16 protein-coding genes and 2 tRNA genes are annotated in these 18,123 nt (G+C 70.9%); 10 read left to right on the top strand and 8 right to left on the bottom strand.

The features are described 5' to 3' along the window. Positions 1–122: 122 nt before the first annotated feature. Complete coding sequence (gene tpa, locus ACE3UA_RS09575) at positions 123–1,502, bottom strand: hypotaurine--pyruvate aminotransferase Tpa (RefSeq protein ID WP_374644477.1); 1,380 nt, start codon at positions 1,500–1,502, stop codon at positions 123–125. Between the two features lie 129 nt (positions 1,503–1,631). Between tpa and ACE3UA_RS09570 the strand changes: the two genes are divergently transcribed. The 4 genes from ACE3UA_RS09570 to ACE3UA_RS09555 all read left to right on the top strand — a co-directional run bounded on the left by ACE3UA_RS09570 (position 1,632) and on the right by ACE3UA_RS09555 (position 5,855). Next, complete coding sequence (locus ACE3UA_RS09570; protein WP_374644475.1) at positions 1,632–2,285, top strand: ABC transporter ATP-binding protein; 654 nt, start codon at positions 1,632–1,634, stop codon at positions 2,283–2,285. Continuing rightward, the gene (locus tag ACE3UA_RS09565) at positions 2,282–4,639 is read left to right on the top strand and encodes an FtsX-like permease family protein (protein WP_374644473.1); all 2,358 of its coding nucleotides are present in this window, start codon (positions 2,282–2,284) and stop codon (positions 4,637–4,639) included. Before ACE3UA_RS09570 ends, ACE3UA_RS09565 begins: the two co-directional genes overlap by 4 nt. Further along, entirely contained in the window at positions 4,629–5,684 is a 1,056-nt protein-coding gene (locus ACE3UA_RS09560; protein ID WP_374644471.1) for a lipocalin-like domain-containing protein, read from the top strand. Before ACE3UA_RS09565 ends, ACE3UA_RS09560 begins: the two co-directional genes overlap by 11 nt. Positions 5,685–5,781: 97 nt before the next feature. Further along, positions 5,782–5,855 (top strand) — tRNA-Cys (locus ACE3UA_RS09555). Positions 5,856–5,944: 89 nt separating this feature from the next. Here the strand turns inward: ACE3UA_RS09555 and ACE3UA_RS09550 are convergent. Continuing rightward, entirely contained in the window at positions 5,945–6,526 is a 582-nt protein-coding gene (locus ACE3UA_RS09550; protein WP_374644469.1) for an NADPH-dependent FMN reductase, read from the bottom strand. A 163-nt stretch (positions 6,527–6,689) separates the two neighbouring features. On the opposite strand from ACE3UA_RS09550, the gene ACE3UA_RS09545 reads away from it, so the two are divergent. The 3 genes from ACE3UA_RS09545 to ACE3UA_RS09535 are packed head-to-tail and all read left to right on the top strand — an operon-like array spanning position 6,690 to position 11,111. Beyond that, entirely contained in the window at positions 6,690–7,379 is a 690-nt protein-coding gene (locus ACE3UA_RS09545; protein WP_374644467.1) for an aspartate/glutamate racemase family protein, read from the top strand. 4 nt (positions 7,380–7,383) lie between these two features. Then, complete coding sequence (cobT, locus tag ACE3UA_RS09540; RefSeq protein WP_374644465.1) at positions 7,384–9,255, top strand: cobaltochelatase subunit CobT; 1,872 nt, start codon at positions 7,384–7,386, stop codon at positions 9,253–9,255. A 59-nt stretch (positions 9,256–9,314) separates the two neighbouring features. Continuing rightward, complete coding sequence (locus ACE3UA_RS09535; protein WP_374644463.1) at positions 9,315–11,111, top strand: aminopeptidase P family protein; 1,797 nt, start codon at positions 9,315–9,317, stop codon at positions 11,109–11,111. A gap of 67 nt (positions 11,112–11,178) precedes the next feature. On the opposite strand, the gene ACE3UA_RS09530 is transcribed toward ACE3UA_RS09535, so the two are convergent. Then, positions 11,179–11,589 carry a SufE family protein gene (locus ACE3UA_RS09530; protein WP_374644461.1) on the bottom strand — a complete coding sequence of 137 codons (411 nt, stop codon included), beginning with the start codon at positions 11,587–11,589 and terminating at the stop codon, positions 11,179–11,181. A gap of 120 nt (positions 11,590–11,709) precedes the next feature. On the opposite strand from ACE3UA_RS09530, the gene ACE3UA_RS09525 reads away from it, so the two are divergent. After that, positions 11,710–12,168, top strand: a complete 459-nt coding sequence (locus tag ACE3UA_RS09525; RefSeq protein ID WP_374644459.1) for a hypothetical protein — start codon at positions 11,710–11,712, stop codon at positions 12,166–12,168. Positions 12,169–12,259: 91 nt separating this feature from the next. Here ACE3UA_RS09525 and rnd read toward each other — a convergent pair whose 3' ends face one another. Next, positions 12,260–13,414: a ribonuclease D gene (gene rnd, locus ACE3UA_RS09520; protein ID WP_374644457.1), complete on the bottom strand. Its 1,155-nt coding sequence runs from the start codon at positions 13,412–13,414 to the stop codon at positions 12,260–12,262. A gap of 121 nt (positions 13,415–13,535) precedes the next feature. Here rnd and ACE3UA_RS09515 point away from each other — a divergent pair, with 121 nt between their 5' ends. Beyond that, positions 13,536–13,901: a YbaN family protein gene (locus tag ACE3UA_RS09515; protein WP_374644455.1), complete on the top strand. Its 366-nt coding sequence runs from the start codon at positions 13,536–13,538 to the stop codon at positions 13,899–13,901. On the opposite strand, the gene purN is transcribed toward ACE3UA_RS09515, so the two are convergent. Both purN and purM read right to left on the bottom strand, forming a co-directional pair. Beyond that, entirely contained in the window at positions 13,893–14,480 is a 588-nt protein-coding gene (gene purN / locus ACE3UA_RS09510) for a phosphoribosylglycinamide formyltransferase (RefSeq protein ID WP_374644453.1), read from the bottom strand. The genes ACE3UA_RS09515 and purN overlap by 9 nt on opposite strands. Further along, positions 14,477–15,523 (bottom strand): phosphoribosylformylglycinamidine cyclo-ligase, encoded by a 1,047-nt coding sequence (gene purM / locus ACE3UA_RS09505; RefSeq protein WP_374644451.1) that lies wholly within the window; start codon positions 15,521–15,523, stop codon positions 14,477–14,479. The genes purN and purM overlap by 4 nt, the downstream gene beginning before the upstream one ends. A 116-nt stretch (positions 15,524–15,639) precedes the next feature. Between purM and ACE3UA_RS09500 the strand changes: the two genes are divergently transcribed. Next, positions 15,640–15,715, top strand: a tRNA-Ile gene (locus ACE3UA_RS09500). Positions 15,716–16,102: 387 nt separating this feature from the next. Here ACE3UA_RS09500 and ACE3UA_RS09495 read toward each other — a convergent pair. Together ACE3UA_RS09495 and buk are read right to left on the bottom strand one after the other, a co-directional pair. Beyond that, complete coding sequence (locus ACE3UA_RS09495; RefSeq protein ID WP_374644449.1) at positions 16,103–17,020, bottom strand: phosphate acyltransferase; 918 nt, start codon at positions 17,018–17,020, stop codon at positions 16,103–16,105. Next, the gene (gene buk, locus ACE3UA_RS09490; RefSeq protein ID WP_374644447.1) at positions 17,014–18,123 is read right to left on the bottom strand and encodes a butyrate kinase; all 1,110 of its coding nucleotides are present in this window, start codon (positions 18,121–18,123) and stop codon (positions 17,014–17,016) included. The genes ACE3UA_RS09495 and buk overlap by 7 nt, the downstream gene beginning before the upstream one ends.

Raw genomic sequence — 18,123 nt, 5'->3', positions numbered from 1 at the left:
GGGCGAATCGAAAGGACGGTGCACCGTGGCGCAGCCTGCGGGACGGCGTAGGGTGCGCTACAGCGCACCGCGGCGGTTGCGGGAAGGGCGCCGTCCCCGGACACCCTTCCCGCCCGAAAGACCTAGCCGAACACCCGCGACAGGGCGCCGTCGATCGCTCCGGTGATCTGGTCGATGTCGTCCTTGGTCGCGATCAGCGCGGGGCTGAGGCAGAGCGTGTTGTTCAGGCCGGGGATCGAGCGGTTGGTCATGCCGATGATCACGCCCTGCGCGTTGCAGTCGGCGACCACGGCGGCGACCTTCTTCTCGTCCGCGGGCTCCTTGGTCGCGCGATCCGCAACCAGTTCGGCGCCGAGGAACAGGCCCTTGCCGCGCACGTCGCCGATGACCTTGTGCTTGTCCATCAGCGCCTGCAGGTTCGACAGGCAGTAGTCGCCCATCGCCACGGTATTGGCCAGCAGCCCCTCATCCTCGATGATCCGCATGTTCTCCAGCGCCGCGGCGGGGCCGGAGGTGCAGCCGCCGAAGGTGGAGATGTCGCGGAAATAGCTCATCGGATCGTTCGGGTCGTCCTTGAACATGTCGAAGACGCGCTCGGTCGTGACGGTGCAGCTGATCGCGGCATAGCCCGAGGCGACGCCCTTGGCCATGGTCACGAAATCGGGCTTGATCCCGTAATGCTGGTAGCCGAACCAGGTGCCGGTGCGCCCGACGCCGCAGACGACCTCGTCGATGGCGAGGAGGATGTCGTATTTGCGGCAGATCTCCTGCACCCGCTCCCAATAGCCGTTCGGGGGCACGATCACGCCGCCGCCCGCGGTCACGGGTTCCAGGATCAGGCAGCCGACAGTATCGGGACCTTCGCGCAGGATCACCTCCTCGATCGCGTCGGCGGCGCGCTGGCCGTAGTTCTCCACCTCCCACTGCGCGCGGTATTCCAGGCAATGCGGAACGCGGACGAAGCCGTCCGGGAAGGGCCCGTATTGCATGGCGCGCTGGTCCTGCCCGGCCGAGGCGAGCGCGGCGATGGTGGTGCCGTGGTAGTCACGGTCGCGATACAGGATCTTCCACTTCTTGCCGCCGTGGTGCCGGTGCGCGATCTGGCGCACCATCTTGTAGACCTTCTCGTTCGCTTCCGATCCCGAGTTGGAATAGTAGACCCGCGACATGCCCGGCATCTTCTCGATCAGGCGCTTGGCGAAGACCGAGCCGGGGATCGAGCCCGCCGCCCCGGCGAAGTAGTTCATCTTCACCAGCTGGTCGCGCACCGCATCGGCGATGGAAGTGCGGCCATAGCCGACGTTCACGGTCCAGACCCCGCCCGAGACGGCGTCGATATGTTCCTTGCCCTTCGCGTCCCAGACGCGCAGTCCCTTGCCCTCGACGATCACGCGGGGATCGACGGTCTCATAGGCCTTGTGCTGCGACAGATGGTGCCAGACATGGGCGCGGTCGGCCTCGACCACGGCCTCGATGTCGTTCAGTCCTGCGAAGCCTTCCATGGCTGCATCCTTTCGTCCAAGATCAGACGCCATCATCGGGGATGTGGCGCGGCGGCCTTATGACCAGAGGCACATGCCCGTTAGGTCCAGTCCGCGATTGGCGCTGCCGGCGAAGGAGCGGGGTGGAACGTGCTGGAGATTGCGGAAGCCTGGAAGTCCTACCCCACGGCCGAGGGCGCGGTCGCGGTGCTGAACGGGGCCAGCCTGGGGCTGGCGGCGGGGGAAAGCCTGGCGCTGACCGGCGAGTCGGGCAGCGGCAAGTCGACGCTGCTGCATCTGGCGGGCGGGCTGGACCGGCCCGACCGGGGCGAGATCACCGTCGGGGGGACGGCGCTTTCCACCCTTGGCGACGCCGGTCTGGCGGCGCTGCGCCGGGACCGGATCGGCATCGTGTTCCAGCAGTTCAACCTGATCCCCTCGCTGAGCGTCGCGGCGAACCTGTCCTTCCAGGCCCGGCTGGCGGGGCGGCATGATCCGGAGTGGTGGCGGCATCTGGCAAGCGGGCTGGGGCTGGAGGGCCTGCTTCACCGCTATCCCGACGAGCTTTCGGGCGGCCAGCAGCAGCGCGTCGCGATCGGGCGGGCGCTGGCCGGGCGGCCGGGGCTGATCCTGGCCGACGAGCCGACCGGCAACCTGGACGAGGCGACGGGCGCGGCGGTGCTGGCGCTGATGCTGGCGCTGGTGGCGGAAACCGGGGCGGCGCTTCTGATGGTCACGCATTCCGAGCGGCTGGCGGCGCGGCTGGACCGGCGGCTGCACCTGCGCGCGGGACGGCTGGCATGACCGCGCTGTCCGCCCTTCTGTCGCATTGGCGGCGGCATCCGCTGCAACTGGCGATGCTGCTCATGGGCCTGGCGCTGGCCACCGCGCTCTGGTCCGGGGTGCAGGCGATCAACGCCGAGGCGCGGGCGGCCTATGCGCGGGCGGCCTCGGTCCTGGGGCAGGACCGGCTGGACCGGCTGGTCGGGCCCTTGGGTGTGGACCGCTACGGCGAGCTGCGGCGGGAGGGCTGGCCGGTCTCGCCGGTGCTGGAGGGGCGGACGGGCGGGCTGCGGGTGCTGGGGATCGAGCCCCTGACCCTGCCGCGCGAGGCGGCGGTCAGCGGCCTGCCGGCGCTGGCCGAGGCCGGGGCGCTTCTGGCCGGGGAGGTGGCGCTGGTGCATCCCGAGACCCTGGGCGCCGAGGCGCTGGCCGGGCTCACGCTTCTGACCTCGGACGGGATACCGCCCGGCACGGTGCTGGCCGACATCGGCCTGGCCGAGCGGCTTCTGGACCGGCGGGGCGAGATCAGCGCCCTGATCCTGGACCCCGCGCGCCCCCTGCCCGGCCCGGTCCCGCCGGACCTGCGGCTGCAACCGGCCGCGCCGGAGGACGGGCTGGCCCGGCTGACCGACAGTTTCCACCTGAACCTGACCGCCTTCGGCTTTCTCGCCTTTGCCGTCGGCATCTTCATCACCCATTCCGCCGTGGGCCTTGCCTTCGAGCAGCGCCGGCCGGTGTTCCGCACCCTGCGCTCGCTGGGCGTCTCGGCGCGGGGGCTGGCGGGGCTGGTGCTGGCCGAACTGCTGGCGCTGGCGCTGGTCGCGGGGGTGGCGGGGGTGGCGCTGGGCTATGCGGTGGCGGCGGCGCTGTTGCCGGATGTGGCGGCGACCTTGGGCGGGCTTTACGGCGCGCCGGTGCCGGGCGGGCTGGAACTGCGGGCCGAGTGGGGAGCGGCCGGGATCGGCATGGCGCTGGCGGGCACGCTGGTCGCGGCGGCGGGGGGGCTCTGGCAGGTCTGGCGGCTGCCGATCCTTGCCAGCGCGCAGCCGCGCGCCTGGGGGCGGGCGAATGCGCGGGCGCGGGCGGCGCAGGCCGTGGCGGGGCTGGCGCTGTGGGGGATGGCGGGGCTGGCGCTTGGGCTTGGCGCGGGGCTATGGGCCGGGTTCGCGGTGCTGGCGGGGCTTCTGCTGGGGGCGGCGCTGCTGCTGCCGGCGGTTCTGGCCGGGCTGCTGGCGCTGGCGGGACGGGGCGCGAGGTCGGTGCTGGCCGAGTGGTTCTGGGCCGACACGCGCCAGCAGCTGCCGGGCCTGTCGCTGGCGCTGATGGCGCTTCTGCTGGCGGTGGCGGCGAATGTGGGGGTGGGGACGATGGTCGCAAGCTTTCGCGCCACCTTCACCGGCTGGCTGGACCAGCGCCTGGCCTCGGAGCTTTACCTTACCGCGCCCGACCCGGCGACGGCCCGCGCGATGCGGGACTGGCTTTCGCCGCGCGTGGACGCGATCCTGCCGATCGTCGAGGCGGAACAGGAGCTTGGCGGCCAGCCCGGCAGCGTCTACGGCGTGGCGGACCACGCGACCTATCGCGAGAACTGGCCGCTGCTGACCGCCGCGCCGGAGGTCTGGGACCGGGTCCGCGACGGCGGGGGCCTGCTGGTCAACGAACAGATGGCGCGGCGGCAGGGGCTTGCCCTGGGGGATGCCGTGGACCTGCCCGGGGGGGCCTTGCCGGTGGCCGGGATCTATTCCGACTACGGCAACCCCTCGCCGCAGGTGATCCTGGGCCTGACCGCGTTCCGCGCGCGCTATCCCGATGTCCCCGAGCTGCGTTTCGCGCTGCGGCTACCCGCGGAGGCGGTGGCGCGGCTGGCGGCTGATTTGCGCGCGCGCTTCGGCCTGGGCGAGGAGGCGGTGGTGGACCAGGCCGGGATCAAGGGCTTCTCGCTGCAGGTCTTCGAGCGCACCTTCGCGGTCACGGCGGCGCTGAACGCGCTGACGCTGGGGGTGGCGGCGCTGGCGATGCTGGCGAGCCTGCTGACGCTGGCGGGCCTGCGCCTGCCGCAACTCGCCCCGGTCTGGGCCATGGGGCTGACGCGGGGACGGCTGGCGCGGCTGGACCTTTTGCGGACGCTGGTGCTTGCCGCGCTGACCGCGCTTCTGGCGCTGCCGCTGGGGCTGGCGCTGGCCTGGGTGCTGCTGGCGGTGGTCAACGTCGAGGCCTTCGGCTGGCGCCTGCCGATGCAGGTCTTTCCCGGCGACTGGCTGGTGCTGGTCCTGGCCGCGCTTGCCGCCGCGCTGGTGGCGGGCGCGCTGCCGGCGCTGCGGCTGGCGCGGACCTCGCCCGCCGCGATGCTGAGGGTTTTCGCCAATGAACGCTAAGGCTTGCCTGCTGTTCCTGATCCTGTCCGGCCCTGCCGCCGCGCAGGGATTCGCCGACATGGGCGCCCCGGCCGGGGACTTCGCCCTGCCCGATCCCGCCACGGTGCCGGAGTTCCCCGCCGACCACCTGCCGCATCCCGGCTTTCGCATCGAATGGTGGTACCTGACCGCGAACCTGACCGCCGCGGACGGCAGGGAGATGGGCGCGCAATGGACGCTGTTCCGCACCGCGTTGGCCCCCGGCTGGGGCGAGGGCTGGCAGAGCCCGCAGCTCTGGATGGGTCATGCGGCCGTCACCACGCCCGAGGCGCATCACGTCGCCGAACGGCTGGGGCGCGGCGGGGTCGGCCAGGCGGGGGTGACGCTGGACGGCGGCTTCCGGGCCTGGATCGACGAATGGCAGATGCTCTCGACCGCCGGGCCGGGCGAGGATGCGCTGGCGCGGCTGGCCCTGACGGCGCGGGGCGGGGATTTCGGCTATGCGCTGGACCTCGTGGCCGAGGGGCCGCTGGTCCTGCAGGGCGAGCGCGGCTATTCGGTCAAATCCGCCGGCGGGCAGGCGAGCCACTACTATTCGCAGCCCTTCTACCGGGTGACGGGCCGGCTGGACCTGCCCGAGGGCGCGGTGGCGGTCACCGGCAATGCCTGGCTGGACCGGGAATGGTCCTCGCAACCCCTTGCGGCGGACCAGACCGGCTGGGACTGGTTCTCGCTCGCCTTCGACGGGGGCGGCAGGCTGATGGGCTTCGTGCTGCGCGACGGGGCGGCGGGATTCGCCTCGGGCACATGGATCGACCCGGACGGCACGCCGCATCCGCTGGCGCCCGGAGCCTTGCGGGCCGAGGCCCTGGAGCGGGCCGAGGTCGCGGGGCGCGCGGTGCCGGTCGTCTGGCGCCTGCGGCTGGCGGAGCGGGGGCTGGACGTCACCCTGCGCGCGCTGAACCCCGGGGCCTGGATGGCGGTCTCGGTGCCCTATTGGGAGGGGCCGGTGCGGGTGACGGGCAGCCATCCGGGGCGGGGCTATCTGGAGATGACGGGTTATTGAGGACCGGACGCCGCGCCACCGCGGCGGGGACAGCCCGTGGCCGCATCTGCCCCTTGCGGCCCCGGCCCTGATCCGCTATCCCCTCCCCACCTCCGGCGGCGGGTTGGCGGAGAGGTTACGCAGCGGATTGCAAATCCGTGAAGACCGGTTCGATTCCGGTACCCGCCTCCACAATCCCGGCAAAGAAAAGGCGCGGCGGTCCGGTGGGCGCCGCGCCTTTTGCGTTCGGGGGCCGGCGCTTGCGGCGCTGGCCCGGATCCTCAGCGCGCGGCCTTGGTCGCCTTGGCCCACCAGAGGATGTCGTCCAGCAGCGCCTTGGCCGAGGGCAGGATCGAGGCCTCGATGTCGGCCATGTTGCCCGAGCCGCCGAAGCCCGGATGCACCTTGAAGAAATCGCCGCCGCCGATGCGGACGTTGTTGCGCACCGGGGCCATCTGCAGCTCGACCCCGATGTTCTGCAGATGGCCGAGCGCATTCGCCCCGCCCATCGAGCCGTAGGAGACCGCGCCGAAGGGTTTCCGCGTCCATTCGACATAGGCCTGGTCCAGCGCGTTCTTCAGCACGCCGGGGAGCGAGCGGTTGTATTCCGCCAGGACGAAGACATAGCCGTCGAACTCGGCGATCTTCTTCTGCCACTTCTGTGCGGTCGGGTCCTGCGTGGGGGCCCAGGCGTTCGAGGCCACCTCGTCGAAGAAGGGCATCGGGTAGTCGCGCAGGTCCACGACCTCGATATCCATGTCGCCGCGGGCCTCGGCCTGGGCCTTGATCCAGGCGGCGGGAATGTCGGCGAAACGGGTCGGGCGGGTCGAGGAGACGATGATCGCGATTCTCGGATTGGCCATGGTAGGTTTCCTTGAAAGTTGGAAAATCTCTGCCCCACTATCCGGCAGCGGGGGGCGGGATGCAAACTCCCCAAACCCGCGCCGGTTCTGTGCGGGGACGCACGGCGGCGGCTTGCCGCCTGCCGCCGGGGATGGTTAAGTCGGTGCTCTGGCGGGGGGCTTCATGCATATCGGTCTGATCGGCGGCATCGGCCCCGCGGCGACGGTGGTCTATTACCAGAGGCTTTGCGCGGCGATGGCGGCGCGGGGGAAGCGGCTGGACCTGACCATCGTGCAGGCAGACATCCACGAGCTGATCGCGAACAACCTGGCCGACCGCCGGGTCGAGCAGGCGGTGGTCTATGCCGGGCTGATCGACCGGCTGAAGGCGGCCGGGGCGGAATGCGCGGCGATCACCTCGCTGGGGGGACATTTCTGCCTTGACGAGACGGTGGCGCGGTCCTCGCTGCCGCTCGTCTCGGCGGTGGAGCCGCTGGATGCGTTCCTCGCGGCCCAGGGGATCGGCTGCGTGGGGCTTCTGGGCACCCGGGTGGTGATGCGGACGAAGCTTTTCGGCCAGCTTGCCCGGACCCGCGCCATCGCGCCCGACGACGAGATCGAGGAGCTGGGCCAGCTTTACCAGGAGATGGCGGTTGCCGGGGTCTGCGACGCGGCCAGGCGGGCGCGGTTCCTTGACGCGGGGCGACGGCTGGTCGGGCGGGGGGCGCAGGCGGTGGTGCTGGCGGGGACGGACCTGAACCTGGCCTTCGACGGGCGGGAAACCGGCTATCCCGTGATCGACGCGCTGGATGTGCATGTGGCGCTTCTGGCCGATCTGGCCTCTGGCAGCCGCGCGATTGAGGGATTAGGCTGACGACATGAGCAAGCCCAGCGACAACCCCGCCGATCCGTTCAAGAAAGCCCTGGCCGAGGCCACCCGCACCATGGCGGATGACCCGGAGATGACCGTCACCTATTCGGTCGATCCCGCGGGCATGAACAAGGAGGGCGTCCGCCTGCCCCAGATCAGCCGGAGGATGACCCGGGACGAGGTGCTGCTGGCGCGCGGGACGGCGGACAGTTTCGCCCTGCGCCGCAAGTACCACGACGACGGGATCGCGGCGCGCTATGCCCCGGCCGGCCCCCTGGCCCGCGACATCTACGAGGCGATGGAAGCCGCCCGCTGCGAGGCGGTGGGCGCCCGCGCCATGCCGGGAACGGCCGGGAACATCGACGCCAAGATCGCCTATGAGGCCGACCGCAAGGGCTATGGCCAGGTGACCCAGGCCTCGGAGGTGCCGCTGCCGGTGGCGGCGGGCTATCTGGTGCGGCAGATGGCGACCGGGCGGCCCCTGCCGAAATCGGCCGAGCACGCGGCCGAGCTTTGGCGCGGCTTCGTCGAGGAGCAGGCGGGCGCGACGCTGGCGAACCTTGACCATGTGCTGGCCGACCAGGCCGCCTTTGCCCGGCTGGCGCGGAAGGTGATCGCCGACCTCGGCTATGGCGACCAGCTGGGCGAGGATCCCGATGCGCCGGACGAGGATGCCGGCGAGGACCAGGCCGAGGAGGACCAGGACGCGCCCGACACCTCGGGCGAGGACCAGGAGGAGGGCGAGGAGGCCGAGGCCACGCCCGAGGAGAGCCAGGAGGAGCAGCAGGACCAGTCCCAGGCGCAGGTCACGATGGAAGACAGCGCCGACATGGAACAGGGCGACGAGACGGAGCTGCCGGAAGGCGAGGCCCCGCTGGAGCCGCCGCCGCCTGCGCCGCATTCCGATGCCGACCCGAACTATGCCGTATATACCACGGATTTCGATGAGGAAATCCGTGCCGAGGAACTGGCCGAGCCGGCCGAGCTGGAACGGTTGCGCGCCTATCTGGACCAGCAGCTTGACCCGCTGAAGGGCGCGGTCAGCCGGCTGGCGAACAAGCTCCAGCGCCGGTTGCAGGCGCAGCAGAACCGCAGCTGGGAGTTCGACAAGGAGGAAGGCATCCTTGACGCCGGGCGTCTGGCGCGGGTGGTGGCGAACCCGACCATGCCGCTGTCGTTCAAATGGGAGAAGGACACCGAGTTCCGCGACACGGTGGTGACGCTCTTGCTGGACAATTCGGGCTCGATGCGGGGGCGGCCGATCTCGATCGCGGCGATCTGCGCCGACGTGCTGGCCCGGACGCTGGAACGCTGCAACGTCAAGGTCGAGATCCTGGGCTTTACCACCCGGGCCTGGAAGGGCGGGCAGAGCCGCGAACGCTGGCTGGCGCAGGGCCGGCCGCAGATGCCGGGGCGGCTGAACGACCTGCGCCACATCATCTACAAGTCGGCCGACGCGCCCTGGCGGCGGGTGCGGCCGAATCTTGGCCTGATGATGAAGGAGGGCCTGCTGAAGGAGAACATCGACGGCGAGGCGCTGGAATGGGCGCACCGCCGGATGCTGGCCCGGCCCGAGGCGCGCAGGATCATGATGGTGATCTCGGACGGGGCGCCGGTCGACGATTCGACCCTGTCCGTCAACCCCGCGAATTACTTGGAGAAACACCTGCGCGACGTGATCGCCATGGTCGAGCGCCGCCGCGCGGTGGAGCTGATCGCGATCGGCATCGGCCATGACGTGACCCGCTATTACCAGCGCGCGGTGACGATCACCGATGTCGAGCAGCTGGCGGGCGCGATGACCGAGCAGCTGGCCGCGCTGTTCGAGGTCGATCCGAAGAAGCGCGCCCGCGCCCTGGGGATGCGGCGGGCGGGCTAGGCTGGCCGCGCCGCTGCCGGGATGGCGCAGAATGAGTATCTTTGCCAAGAGGAAGCCGCATGTTCCAGAGCTTTGACAGCCCGGCCTCGCCCGACCAGGGGCCGCCGCGACTGGCCCTGCTGCGGACTCGGCTGGCGGGGTTGGGGCTGGACGGCTTTCTTGTCCCGCGCGCGGATGCGCATCAGGGCGAATATGTCGCCGCGCGGGACGAGCGGCTGCAATGGCTGACCGGCTTCACCGGCTCGGCCGGGTTCTGCATCGTGCTGCCGGGCGCGGCGGGGGTGTTCATCGACGGCCGCTACCGGACGCAGGTGAAGGCGCAGGTGGACCTTGCGGCCTTCACCCCCGTCCCTTGGCCCGAGGTCAAGCCGGGCGAGTGGATCCGGCAGAACCTGAGCGCCGGGCGGCTGGGCTTCGATCCCTGGCTGCACACGGCGGAGGAGATCGGGAAACTTGAAGCATCGCTTGAAGGCAGCGGCGTAACGCTTTCAAGATGCGTGGAAAATCCGGTTGACCTGATCTGGCTGGATCAGCCTGCCGCCCCCCTGGGCAGGGTCTTTGTCCAGCCCGAAGCGCTGGCCGGGGAAGCTCATGGCCAGAAGCGCGCCCGCCTGGCCGGGGGCTTGCGCGCGGCGGGCCAGCGCGCGGCGGTGATCACGCTGCCGGATTCGATCTCCTGGCTGCTGAACATCCGGGGCGCGGATGTGCCGAAGAACCCGGTGGTGCATGGCTTTGCCGTGCTGCATGACGACGGGAGGGTGGACCTGTTCTCGGAGCCGGCGAAATTCGACGCGGCGGTCCGGGACCATCTCGGCCCCGGGGTGGCGCTGCACCCGCCCGGAGAATTCGCCACCGCCCTTTCCCGGCTGGCCGGGCCGGTGCGGCTGGACCAGGGCTCGGCCCCGCTGGCGGTTGCGGACCTGCTGCGCGCGGCAGGGATCGAGGTGCAATGGGGCGAGGACCCCTGCAAGCTGCCCAAGGCGCGCAAGAACCCGGCCGAGATCGCCGCGACCCGCGAGGCGCATCTGCGCGACGGGGCGGCGATGACCGAGTTCCTGTGCTGGCTGGACCGGACCGCCCCCGGCGACCTGACCGAGATCGCCGTCGTCACGGCGCTGGAGGGTTTTCGACGCGCGACGAATGCGCTGCATGACATCAGCTTCGACACGATCTGCGGCGCGGGGCCGAACGGGGCGATCGTCCATTACCGGGTGACGCGCGAGACCGACCGCCCGCTGCGCGCGGGCGAGCTTCTGCTGGTCGATTCGGGCGGGCAATATGTCGACGGGACGACCGACATCACCCGGACCATCCCGATCGGCGATCCGGGGGACGCGGCGCGCGCCGCCTATACCCGCGTGCTGCAGGGGCTGGTCGCGATCAGCCGGGCGCGCTTTCCCAAGGGGCTGGCGGGGCGCGATCTGGATGCGCTGGCGCGGTTCAACCTGTGGGTCGCGGGGCAGGATTACGACCACGGGACCGGGCATGGCGTGGGGGCGTTCCTCTCGGTGCATGAGGGGCCGCAGCGGATCAGCCGCCTGTCGGATGTGCCGCTGGAGCCGGGGATGATCCTGTCGAACGAGCCGGGCTATTACCGCGAGGGCGAGTTCGGCATCCGGCTGGAGAACCTGATCGTGGTCGAGGAGGCGCCGCCCCTGGGCGACAACCGGGCGCAGCTGGCCTTCGGGACGCTGACCTGGGTGCCCTTCGACCGGCGGCTGATCCTTGCCGGCCGGCTGTCCCCCGATGAGCGTGACTGGCTGGACGCCTATCACGCCGGGGTGCTGGAGCGGCTTGCCGCGCGTGTCTCGGGCCCTGCCCTGTCATGGCTGCGGGACGCCTGCGCGCCGCTTTGAGGGCCGCGATCAGCCTCGCCCCGGTCAGGGTCGGGCGCCGGACCTGCGGCAGGGCGGCAGGTGGCGGTCAGGCGCGGCCCGCGGCTTCCTCGCGGATGCGCTGGACCATGGCGCGCAATCCGTTCGACCGCTGGCTGGAGAGATGCTCGTTCAGGCCGAGGCGGCCGAGTTCCGCCGCCGCGTCCACCGTGCCGACCTCGGCCAGCGGCAGGCCGGAGTAGAGCGCGTGCAGGACGGCGATCAGGCCACGCACGATCATCGCATCCGAGTCGCCCTGGAAATCGAAGCGCCCGCCCGCGATCACCGGGCGGAGCCAGACCTGGCTGGCGCAGCCCTGCACCTTCAGCGCGGGGACCTTGAAACTGTCGTCCAGGGGCGGCATCGTCTTGCCAAGTTCGATGACATGGCGATAGCGGTCCTCCCAGTCGTCCAGGAATTCGAAGGTTTCGGCGATGTCCTCGAAGGCTTCGGTGGCCATGGCTTGCTCCGCTCTCTGCCGCTGAGGTAAGCGCGCGCGGGGCAAAGGTCCAGCCCGGAGAAGTGCTTTTCAAACGCGCCTCCATCGGCTACCCAAGGGCAAGTGTTCAGGAAATCCGCCATGTCCCTTGCCCGTCCCCTGCTGCTGCTGACCCTCTGCGCCACCCTTGCGGGCTGCGGCGGGTTCCGGGAGAGCCGGCTGAACCCGCTGAACTGGTTCGGACGGTCGCAGCCGCGCGAGGCGGTGGTGGTGGCGGCGCAGCCGGGCGATCCGCGGCCGCTGGTCGAGACTGTGGTCGGCATGTCGGTCGAGCCGATGCCCGGCGGCGCGATCCTGCGGGCCCGGGGGCTGGCGCCGACGCAGGGCTGGTGGGCGGCCGAACTGGTGCGGGCCGAGACCGCGACCGAGGGCGCGCTAGTCTACGAGTTCCGCCTGCTGCCGCCGGTGGGCCCGGCCGATGTGAACACCCCGCAGTCGCGGGAGGTGGACGTGGCGATCTTCGTGTCGGACTACAAGCTGGAGCAGGTCCGCGAAATCGTGGTCCAGGGGGCGACCAACGCAAGGTCGGCGCGGCGCTAGCCAGGGCTTCGCGGCGGCTCGTCGTTCGACTGCGTCTCCTCCTCGCGGGACGGTGGCGAGGAGTGACGAAGTCATCGACGAGCGGGGCGGGTCAGAGGCGGACCACCCGCACCTCGTTGCCCTTGGCCGAGAGCGCGATCTCGCCCTTGCAGAGGCGCAGCGCATCCTCGCCGAAGGCTTCATGCCGCCAGCCGGCCAGCGCCGCGACGTCGCGTTCGCCGGCGGCGATCTGGTCCAGCTCCGCGGAGGAGGCGATCAGGCGCGGGGCGACGCCAAGGCTTTCGGACTTGGCCTTGAGCAGCACGCGCAGAAGGTCGGCCAGCGCCGGGTTCACCTGCAACTGGTCGCGGCCGTTCTCGATCCGGGGAATGTCCTCGGGCCGCATCTCGAGCCCCTCCTGCACGGCGGCAAGGATGCCCTCGGCGATCTCGGGCTTTCTCCCCTCGCGCAACAGGAGCCTTGAGCGGCCCAGTTCCTCGACCGTGGCGGGGCGGGTGGAGGCCAGTTCCAGCAGCGCGTCATCCTTCATCACCCGGCTGCGCGGCACGTTCTGGGCCTGGGCATAGGTCTCGCGGAAGCGGGCCAGCGCCTTGACCACGGCCAGGAACCTGCCGCTCGTGGTGCGGGTCTTGATCCGTTGCCAGGCCTCGTCCGGGTCGGTGATATAGGTCGCGGGATCGGTAAGCAGCGCCAGCTCCTCGGCCACCCAGGAGGCGCGGCCGTTCTTGGCAAGCTGCGCCGCCAGGAATTCGTAGATCACCCGCAGATGGGTGACATCGGCGATGGCGTAATCCTTCTGCGCCTCGGAGAGCGGGCGGCGCGACCAGTCGGTGAAGCGCGAGGTCTTGTCCAGATTGGCGCGGGCGATGCGCTTGACCAGGGTCTCGTAGCCGACCTGTTCGCCGAAGCCGCAGACCATGGCGGCGACCTGGGTGTCGAACAGGGGTTTCGGAAAGACATTGCCTTCGACGAAGAAGATCTCCAGGTCCTGCCTTGCGGCGTGGAAGACCTTGACCGTCGCCTCGTGCCGGAAAAGGTCGTAGAGCGGTTCCATCGACATCTCCGGCCCTTCGATCGGGTCGATCAGGACCGCCTCGCCCGCGCCGGGCATGGCCATCTGGATCAGGCAGAGCTTGGACCAGTAGGTGCGTTCGCGCAGGAATTCGGTGTCGAGGGTGACGTAGGGCTGGGTCTTGCACTGCGCGCAGAAGGCGGCGAGGTCTTCGGTCGTGGTGATCGTGCGCATCGGCGGCCTTTCGTCGCGGGGTCGTCCCGCCTTTCGGCCTATAGGGGGCATGGGGCGAAAAGAAAAGGGCCGGGCTTGCGGCCGGGACCGGGCCATGCGTTTCTGTGGCGGATCGGAGTCGATGATGCGAACCCTGTGGCTGGCGGTGGGCCTGTTCTTCCTTGGGATCGGCCTTCTGGGCGTGGCGCTGCCGGTGGTGCCGACCACGCCCTTCCTGCTGCTGGCGGCGGGGTCCTTCGCGAAATCCTCGCCCCGTCTGCATGGCTGGCTGCTGGCGCATCCGCTGTTCGGCCCGCCGATCCGCAACTGGGAGGACAACGGCGCGATCTCGCGCCCGGCCAAGCGGCTGGCGGTGGGGACGATGGCGGCGGTGCTGGTGGTGTCGCTCTGGCTGGGCCTCGGCTGGAAGGTGCTGCTGCCGCAGGCCGTGCTGATCGCGGCGGGCTGCGCCTTCGTGCTGACGCGGCCGGACGGGCCGTCAGGGTAGCGCGACGGGCCGGCGGTCGCCCAGGGCGAAGCGGCGCAGGACGGCCGGGTAGAGCCGGTGCTCCATGGTCAGGACGCGGGCGGCGAGGCTGTCCTCGGTATCGCCGGGCAGGACCGGGACGCGGGCCTGGCCGAGGATCGGGCCGGCGTCCAGGTCGGCGGTGACTTCGTGGACGGTGCAGCCGGCCTCGGCATCGCCGGCGGCAAGGGCGCGGGCGTGGGTGTGCAGGCCGGGGTATTTCGGCAGGAGCGAGGGGTGGATGTTCAGCATCCTGCCCTGGTAGCGGCGGATGAAGCCGGGGGTCAGGATGCGCATGAAGCCCGCGAGGCAGATCATGTCGGCGCGGCTGGCGTCGATCGCTTCGGCCAGCGCGGCCTCGAAGCTTTCGCGGTCGGGCCAGGCGCGGTGGTCGAGCGCGGCGGTGGCGATGCCGAGGGCGGCGGCCTTCGCCAGCCCCCCGGCCTCCGGGTCGTTCGAGGCGACGAGGACGGGCCGCGCCGGATGGTCGCCCGTCATGTCGCGCACGAGCGCCAGCATGTTCGAGCCACCCCCGGAAATCAGGATGGCGACACGCTTCACAGAAGCTTGCCCCGGTAGACGACCCCCTGCCCTTCCACGATCCGGCCCAGGCGGGTGACGGTCTCGCCCTGGTCCTGCAGGAGCTGCGTGAGCGCCTCGGCCCGGTCCCCGGCGACGACGAGGATCATGCCGATGCCGCAGTTGAAGGTCTTGAGGAGTTCGGGTTCCGACATCTTGGCGGTGGTGGCGAGCCAGCGGAAGACCGGCGGAAGCTGCCAGGCGCCAAGGTCGATCTCGCAGGCCAGGCCCTCCGGCAGGACGCGGGGCGGGTTCTCGGTCAGGCCGCCGCCGGTGACATGGGCGAGGCCGTGCACGCCGCCCGCGCGGACGGCGGCGAGGGCCGGCTTGACGTAAAGGCGGGTGGGGGTGAGAAGCGCCTCTCCCAGGGTGCCGGTGCCGAAGGGCGAAGGCGCGTCCCAGCCGAGGCCGGAGAGTTCGACGACCTTGCGCACGAAGCTGTAGCCGTTGGAATGGACGCCCGAGGAGGCGAGGCCGAGCAGGACATCGCCCTGCTGGACGCCCTTCGGCAGCTCCTGCCCGCGCTCCATCGCGCCGACGGCGAAGCCCGCGAGGTCGAAGTCGCCCCGGTGATACATGCCCGGCATCTCGGCCGTCTCGCCGCCGATCAGCGCGCAGCCCGAATCGGCGCAGCCCCGGGCGATGCCGGAAATGATGCGGCTGGCTTCCTCGATCTCGAGCTTGCCGGTGGCGAAGTAGTCGAGGAAGAACAGCGGTTCCGCCCCCTGGCAGACCAGGTCGTTGACGCACATCGCGACGAGGTCGATGCCGATCGTGTCGACATGGCCGGTGTCGATGGCGATCCGCAGCTTGGTGCCGACGCCGTCGGTGGCGGCGACGAGGACGGGATCGCGGTAGCCGGCCGCCTTCAGGTCGAACAGCGCGCCGAAGCCGCCGAGCCCGCCCATGGTTCCGGGCCGGTCGGTCGCCCTGGCGGCGGGCTTGATCCGGTCGACCAGCGCATTGCCGGCGTCGATGTCCACGCCCGCATCCGCATAGGTGAGCCCCTTGTGGTCCGTCGCCATCCCGATCCCCTGCCGCTGTCTCGCCCGTCCGCTACACCAACTGGCGCGCTGCGGCAACTGCGGCTGTTCGCTCTGGCTTGACCCGGGCCGAGGGTCTGCTAGGCAAAGTGCGCTACGGGCCTGTAGCTCAATGGTCAGAGCAGGGCGCTCATAACGCCTTGGTTGGGGGTTCGAGTCCCTCCGGGCCTACCATCGCCCTTGTGGTTTCCTTGCGCATCAATGCGTTATCATGGCATGGGGCAGTCGGGGGCAACCCGTGGAACGGTCACCATCGCGTCAAGCCGGCTGATGACCGATTCAGCGAGCCGCGCACGCTCTGCCGAACGGACGTAGACCCCGTCTCCGGGCTGCCCATTTCATGCCCGAGACGCACGTCGGTTTCGGTGCTTGTGGCCCCTGCCCTGCCAGCACGGCCGGCAGCCCTGCCTCATCCACCACTTGCGGAATCGGTTGCCCGGCCCCGCCACGCCGAGCGGCGCGCCATATCCGGTGATCAGCGCCTCGTGGCCCGCCGGCGCGAAGGCATGGGCGACCCGTTCCGCGTCTGCCCGGCTCCCGCGACGCCGGCGCCCGGCACGGTCACGGCGCAGCCCCCTGCCCGATCCTTGCGGCCGCCGCGAGCAGCAGTCCGAGCCGCCGCTGGTCGGCCCCGTCGGACCGCGAGTTCAGCAGCACGGGCACCCGCGCCCCCATGACGATGCTGGCGGTCCGGGCCTGGCCGTGCAGCTTCCATGCCTTCACCGTGGCGTTTCCGGCCTCGATCGTGGGGAACAGGATCAGGTCGGCCTGCCCCGCCACGGGCGAGGCGGCGAAACCCTTCTTTTCCGCCGCCGCGGGCGACAGGGCCACGTCATAGCCGAAGGGGCCGTCCACCAGAACCGCGCCGTCGCCCGATGCCCATTCCTCGCGCAGGGCTGCGGCGTCGGTGGTCGCGGGTTGCGACGGGTGGATCTTTTCCGAAGCGGCGATCGCCGCGACGCGCAAGGGGGAGACGCCCAGGCCGCGGAACAGCGGCACGGCGTTCCGCAGGATGGCGCGTTTCTGCCCGAGCGTCGGCAGGACCACGATCCCGTTGTCCGTCGCCCCGAGAAGGCGCGGAACCGAAGGCATCTCGGCCAGGGTGATGTTCGACAACACTTCCGATGCGCGCAGGCCCGTCTCGCGGCTCACCACCGCCCGCAGATAGGCGGCGCTGTCCACGCTGCCCTTGACCAGCACATCCGCCGCGCCGTCCCGGATCGCGGCCACGGCAATCGCAGCCGCCTCGGCCGCGCTCGCGGCGGGAAGGAGGGTGACGCGCGGCGCCAGCACGGGCGGCAGGATGGCGGCGATCCGCCCGGGATCGCCGACCAGGATCGCCCCGCCGATGATCCCATCGGCCAGCGCGCCGGCCAGCGCCTCCAGCGTCGCCAGGTCGTCGGCCCCCGCCACGGCGGGACGCAGCGGCGGATGCCCCCCGAGCGCGGCCTCCAGCGCGGCGAAGCTCCGGATCACCATGGCATCGGCTCCACTTCCGGGGCGACGGGCCAGTGGCGGGCGGCCTCGGCCCCGGCCAGCACGCGCGCGGCCCCGGCGGCCAGCGCCTCGCTTTCCTGGCTGCCGGGGTAGCAGGTCACGGGGGCGAAGCTGCCGATCCTGTCGGTCAAGGCGGCCGTCAGGCGCGGCGAATGGGCCATCCCGCCGGTGAGAACGATGCCATCGGGCCGGAAATCCAGGACGGCGGCCATGCTTCCTATGGCCTTGCCGATCTGGTAGACCATCGCCTCCCAGACCAGACGCGCCCTGCCGTCGCCCGCGTCGATCATGGCCTCGACCCGACGCATGTCCTTGGTGCCAAGATAGGCGAAGACCCCGCCCTGCCCGTAAAGCCGGCGCTTCAGCTCGTCCCTGGTGAAGCGGCCCGAATAGCACAGGTCGATCAGCGACATGGGCGGAAGCCCCCCGGCCCGTTCGGGAGAGAAGGGCGCGTTCTCCATCCGGTTCGTGCCGTCGACGATCCGCCCCTTGCGGATCGCGGCAACCGAGATACCCGCGCCCATATGCGCGACCACGGCGTCGAGTTCCGCGAAGGGCTTGCCCAGACGGGCGGCCAGACGCCGCCCGCAGGCGCGGATGTTCAGCGCGTGGACAAAGGAAAAGCGCGGGATGTCCGGGCAGCCCGAGACGCGCGCGACCGGGGGCAGTTCATCGACCGACACCGGATCGACGACGAAGGCCGCACAGCCCGCCGCCCTGGCGATGCGCTGTGCAAGCGGCGCGCCGAGGTTCGAGGCATGCTGGTGCACAGGCCGGTGCAAGGCGAAATCCACCAGCCCGTCATCCACCGCGATGACCCCTGCCGGCACCGGGGACAGCATGCCGCCCCGCCCCGCGACCGCAGCCAGCCTCACCCCGCCGGGGATCGCATCCAGAAAGGACTGGACCGCCGCCGCGCGGAAGGGAAGTTGCGCGGCGATGCTGTCGAAACCAGCCATGACCGTCTCGTCATGGTCGATCGTCTCGTCCAGCACGGGCCGCACCTCGGCCCCCTGCGGCAGGAAAAGGCCGATGCGGGTGGTGGTGGTGCCGGGGTTGATGGTCAGGATGAGAGATTTCGGCAC

The organism is Tabrizicola sp. (genome assembly GCF_041919135.1).
GTDB lineage: Bacteria > Pseudomonadota > Alphaproteobacteria > Rhodobacterales > Rhodobacteraceae > Tabrizicola.
The sequence above is the reverse complement of the archived record's forward strand: the minus strand, read 5'-3'. Positions and strand labels throughout refer to the sequence as shown.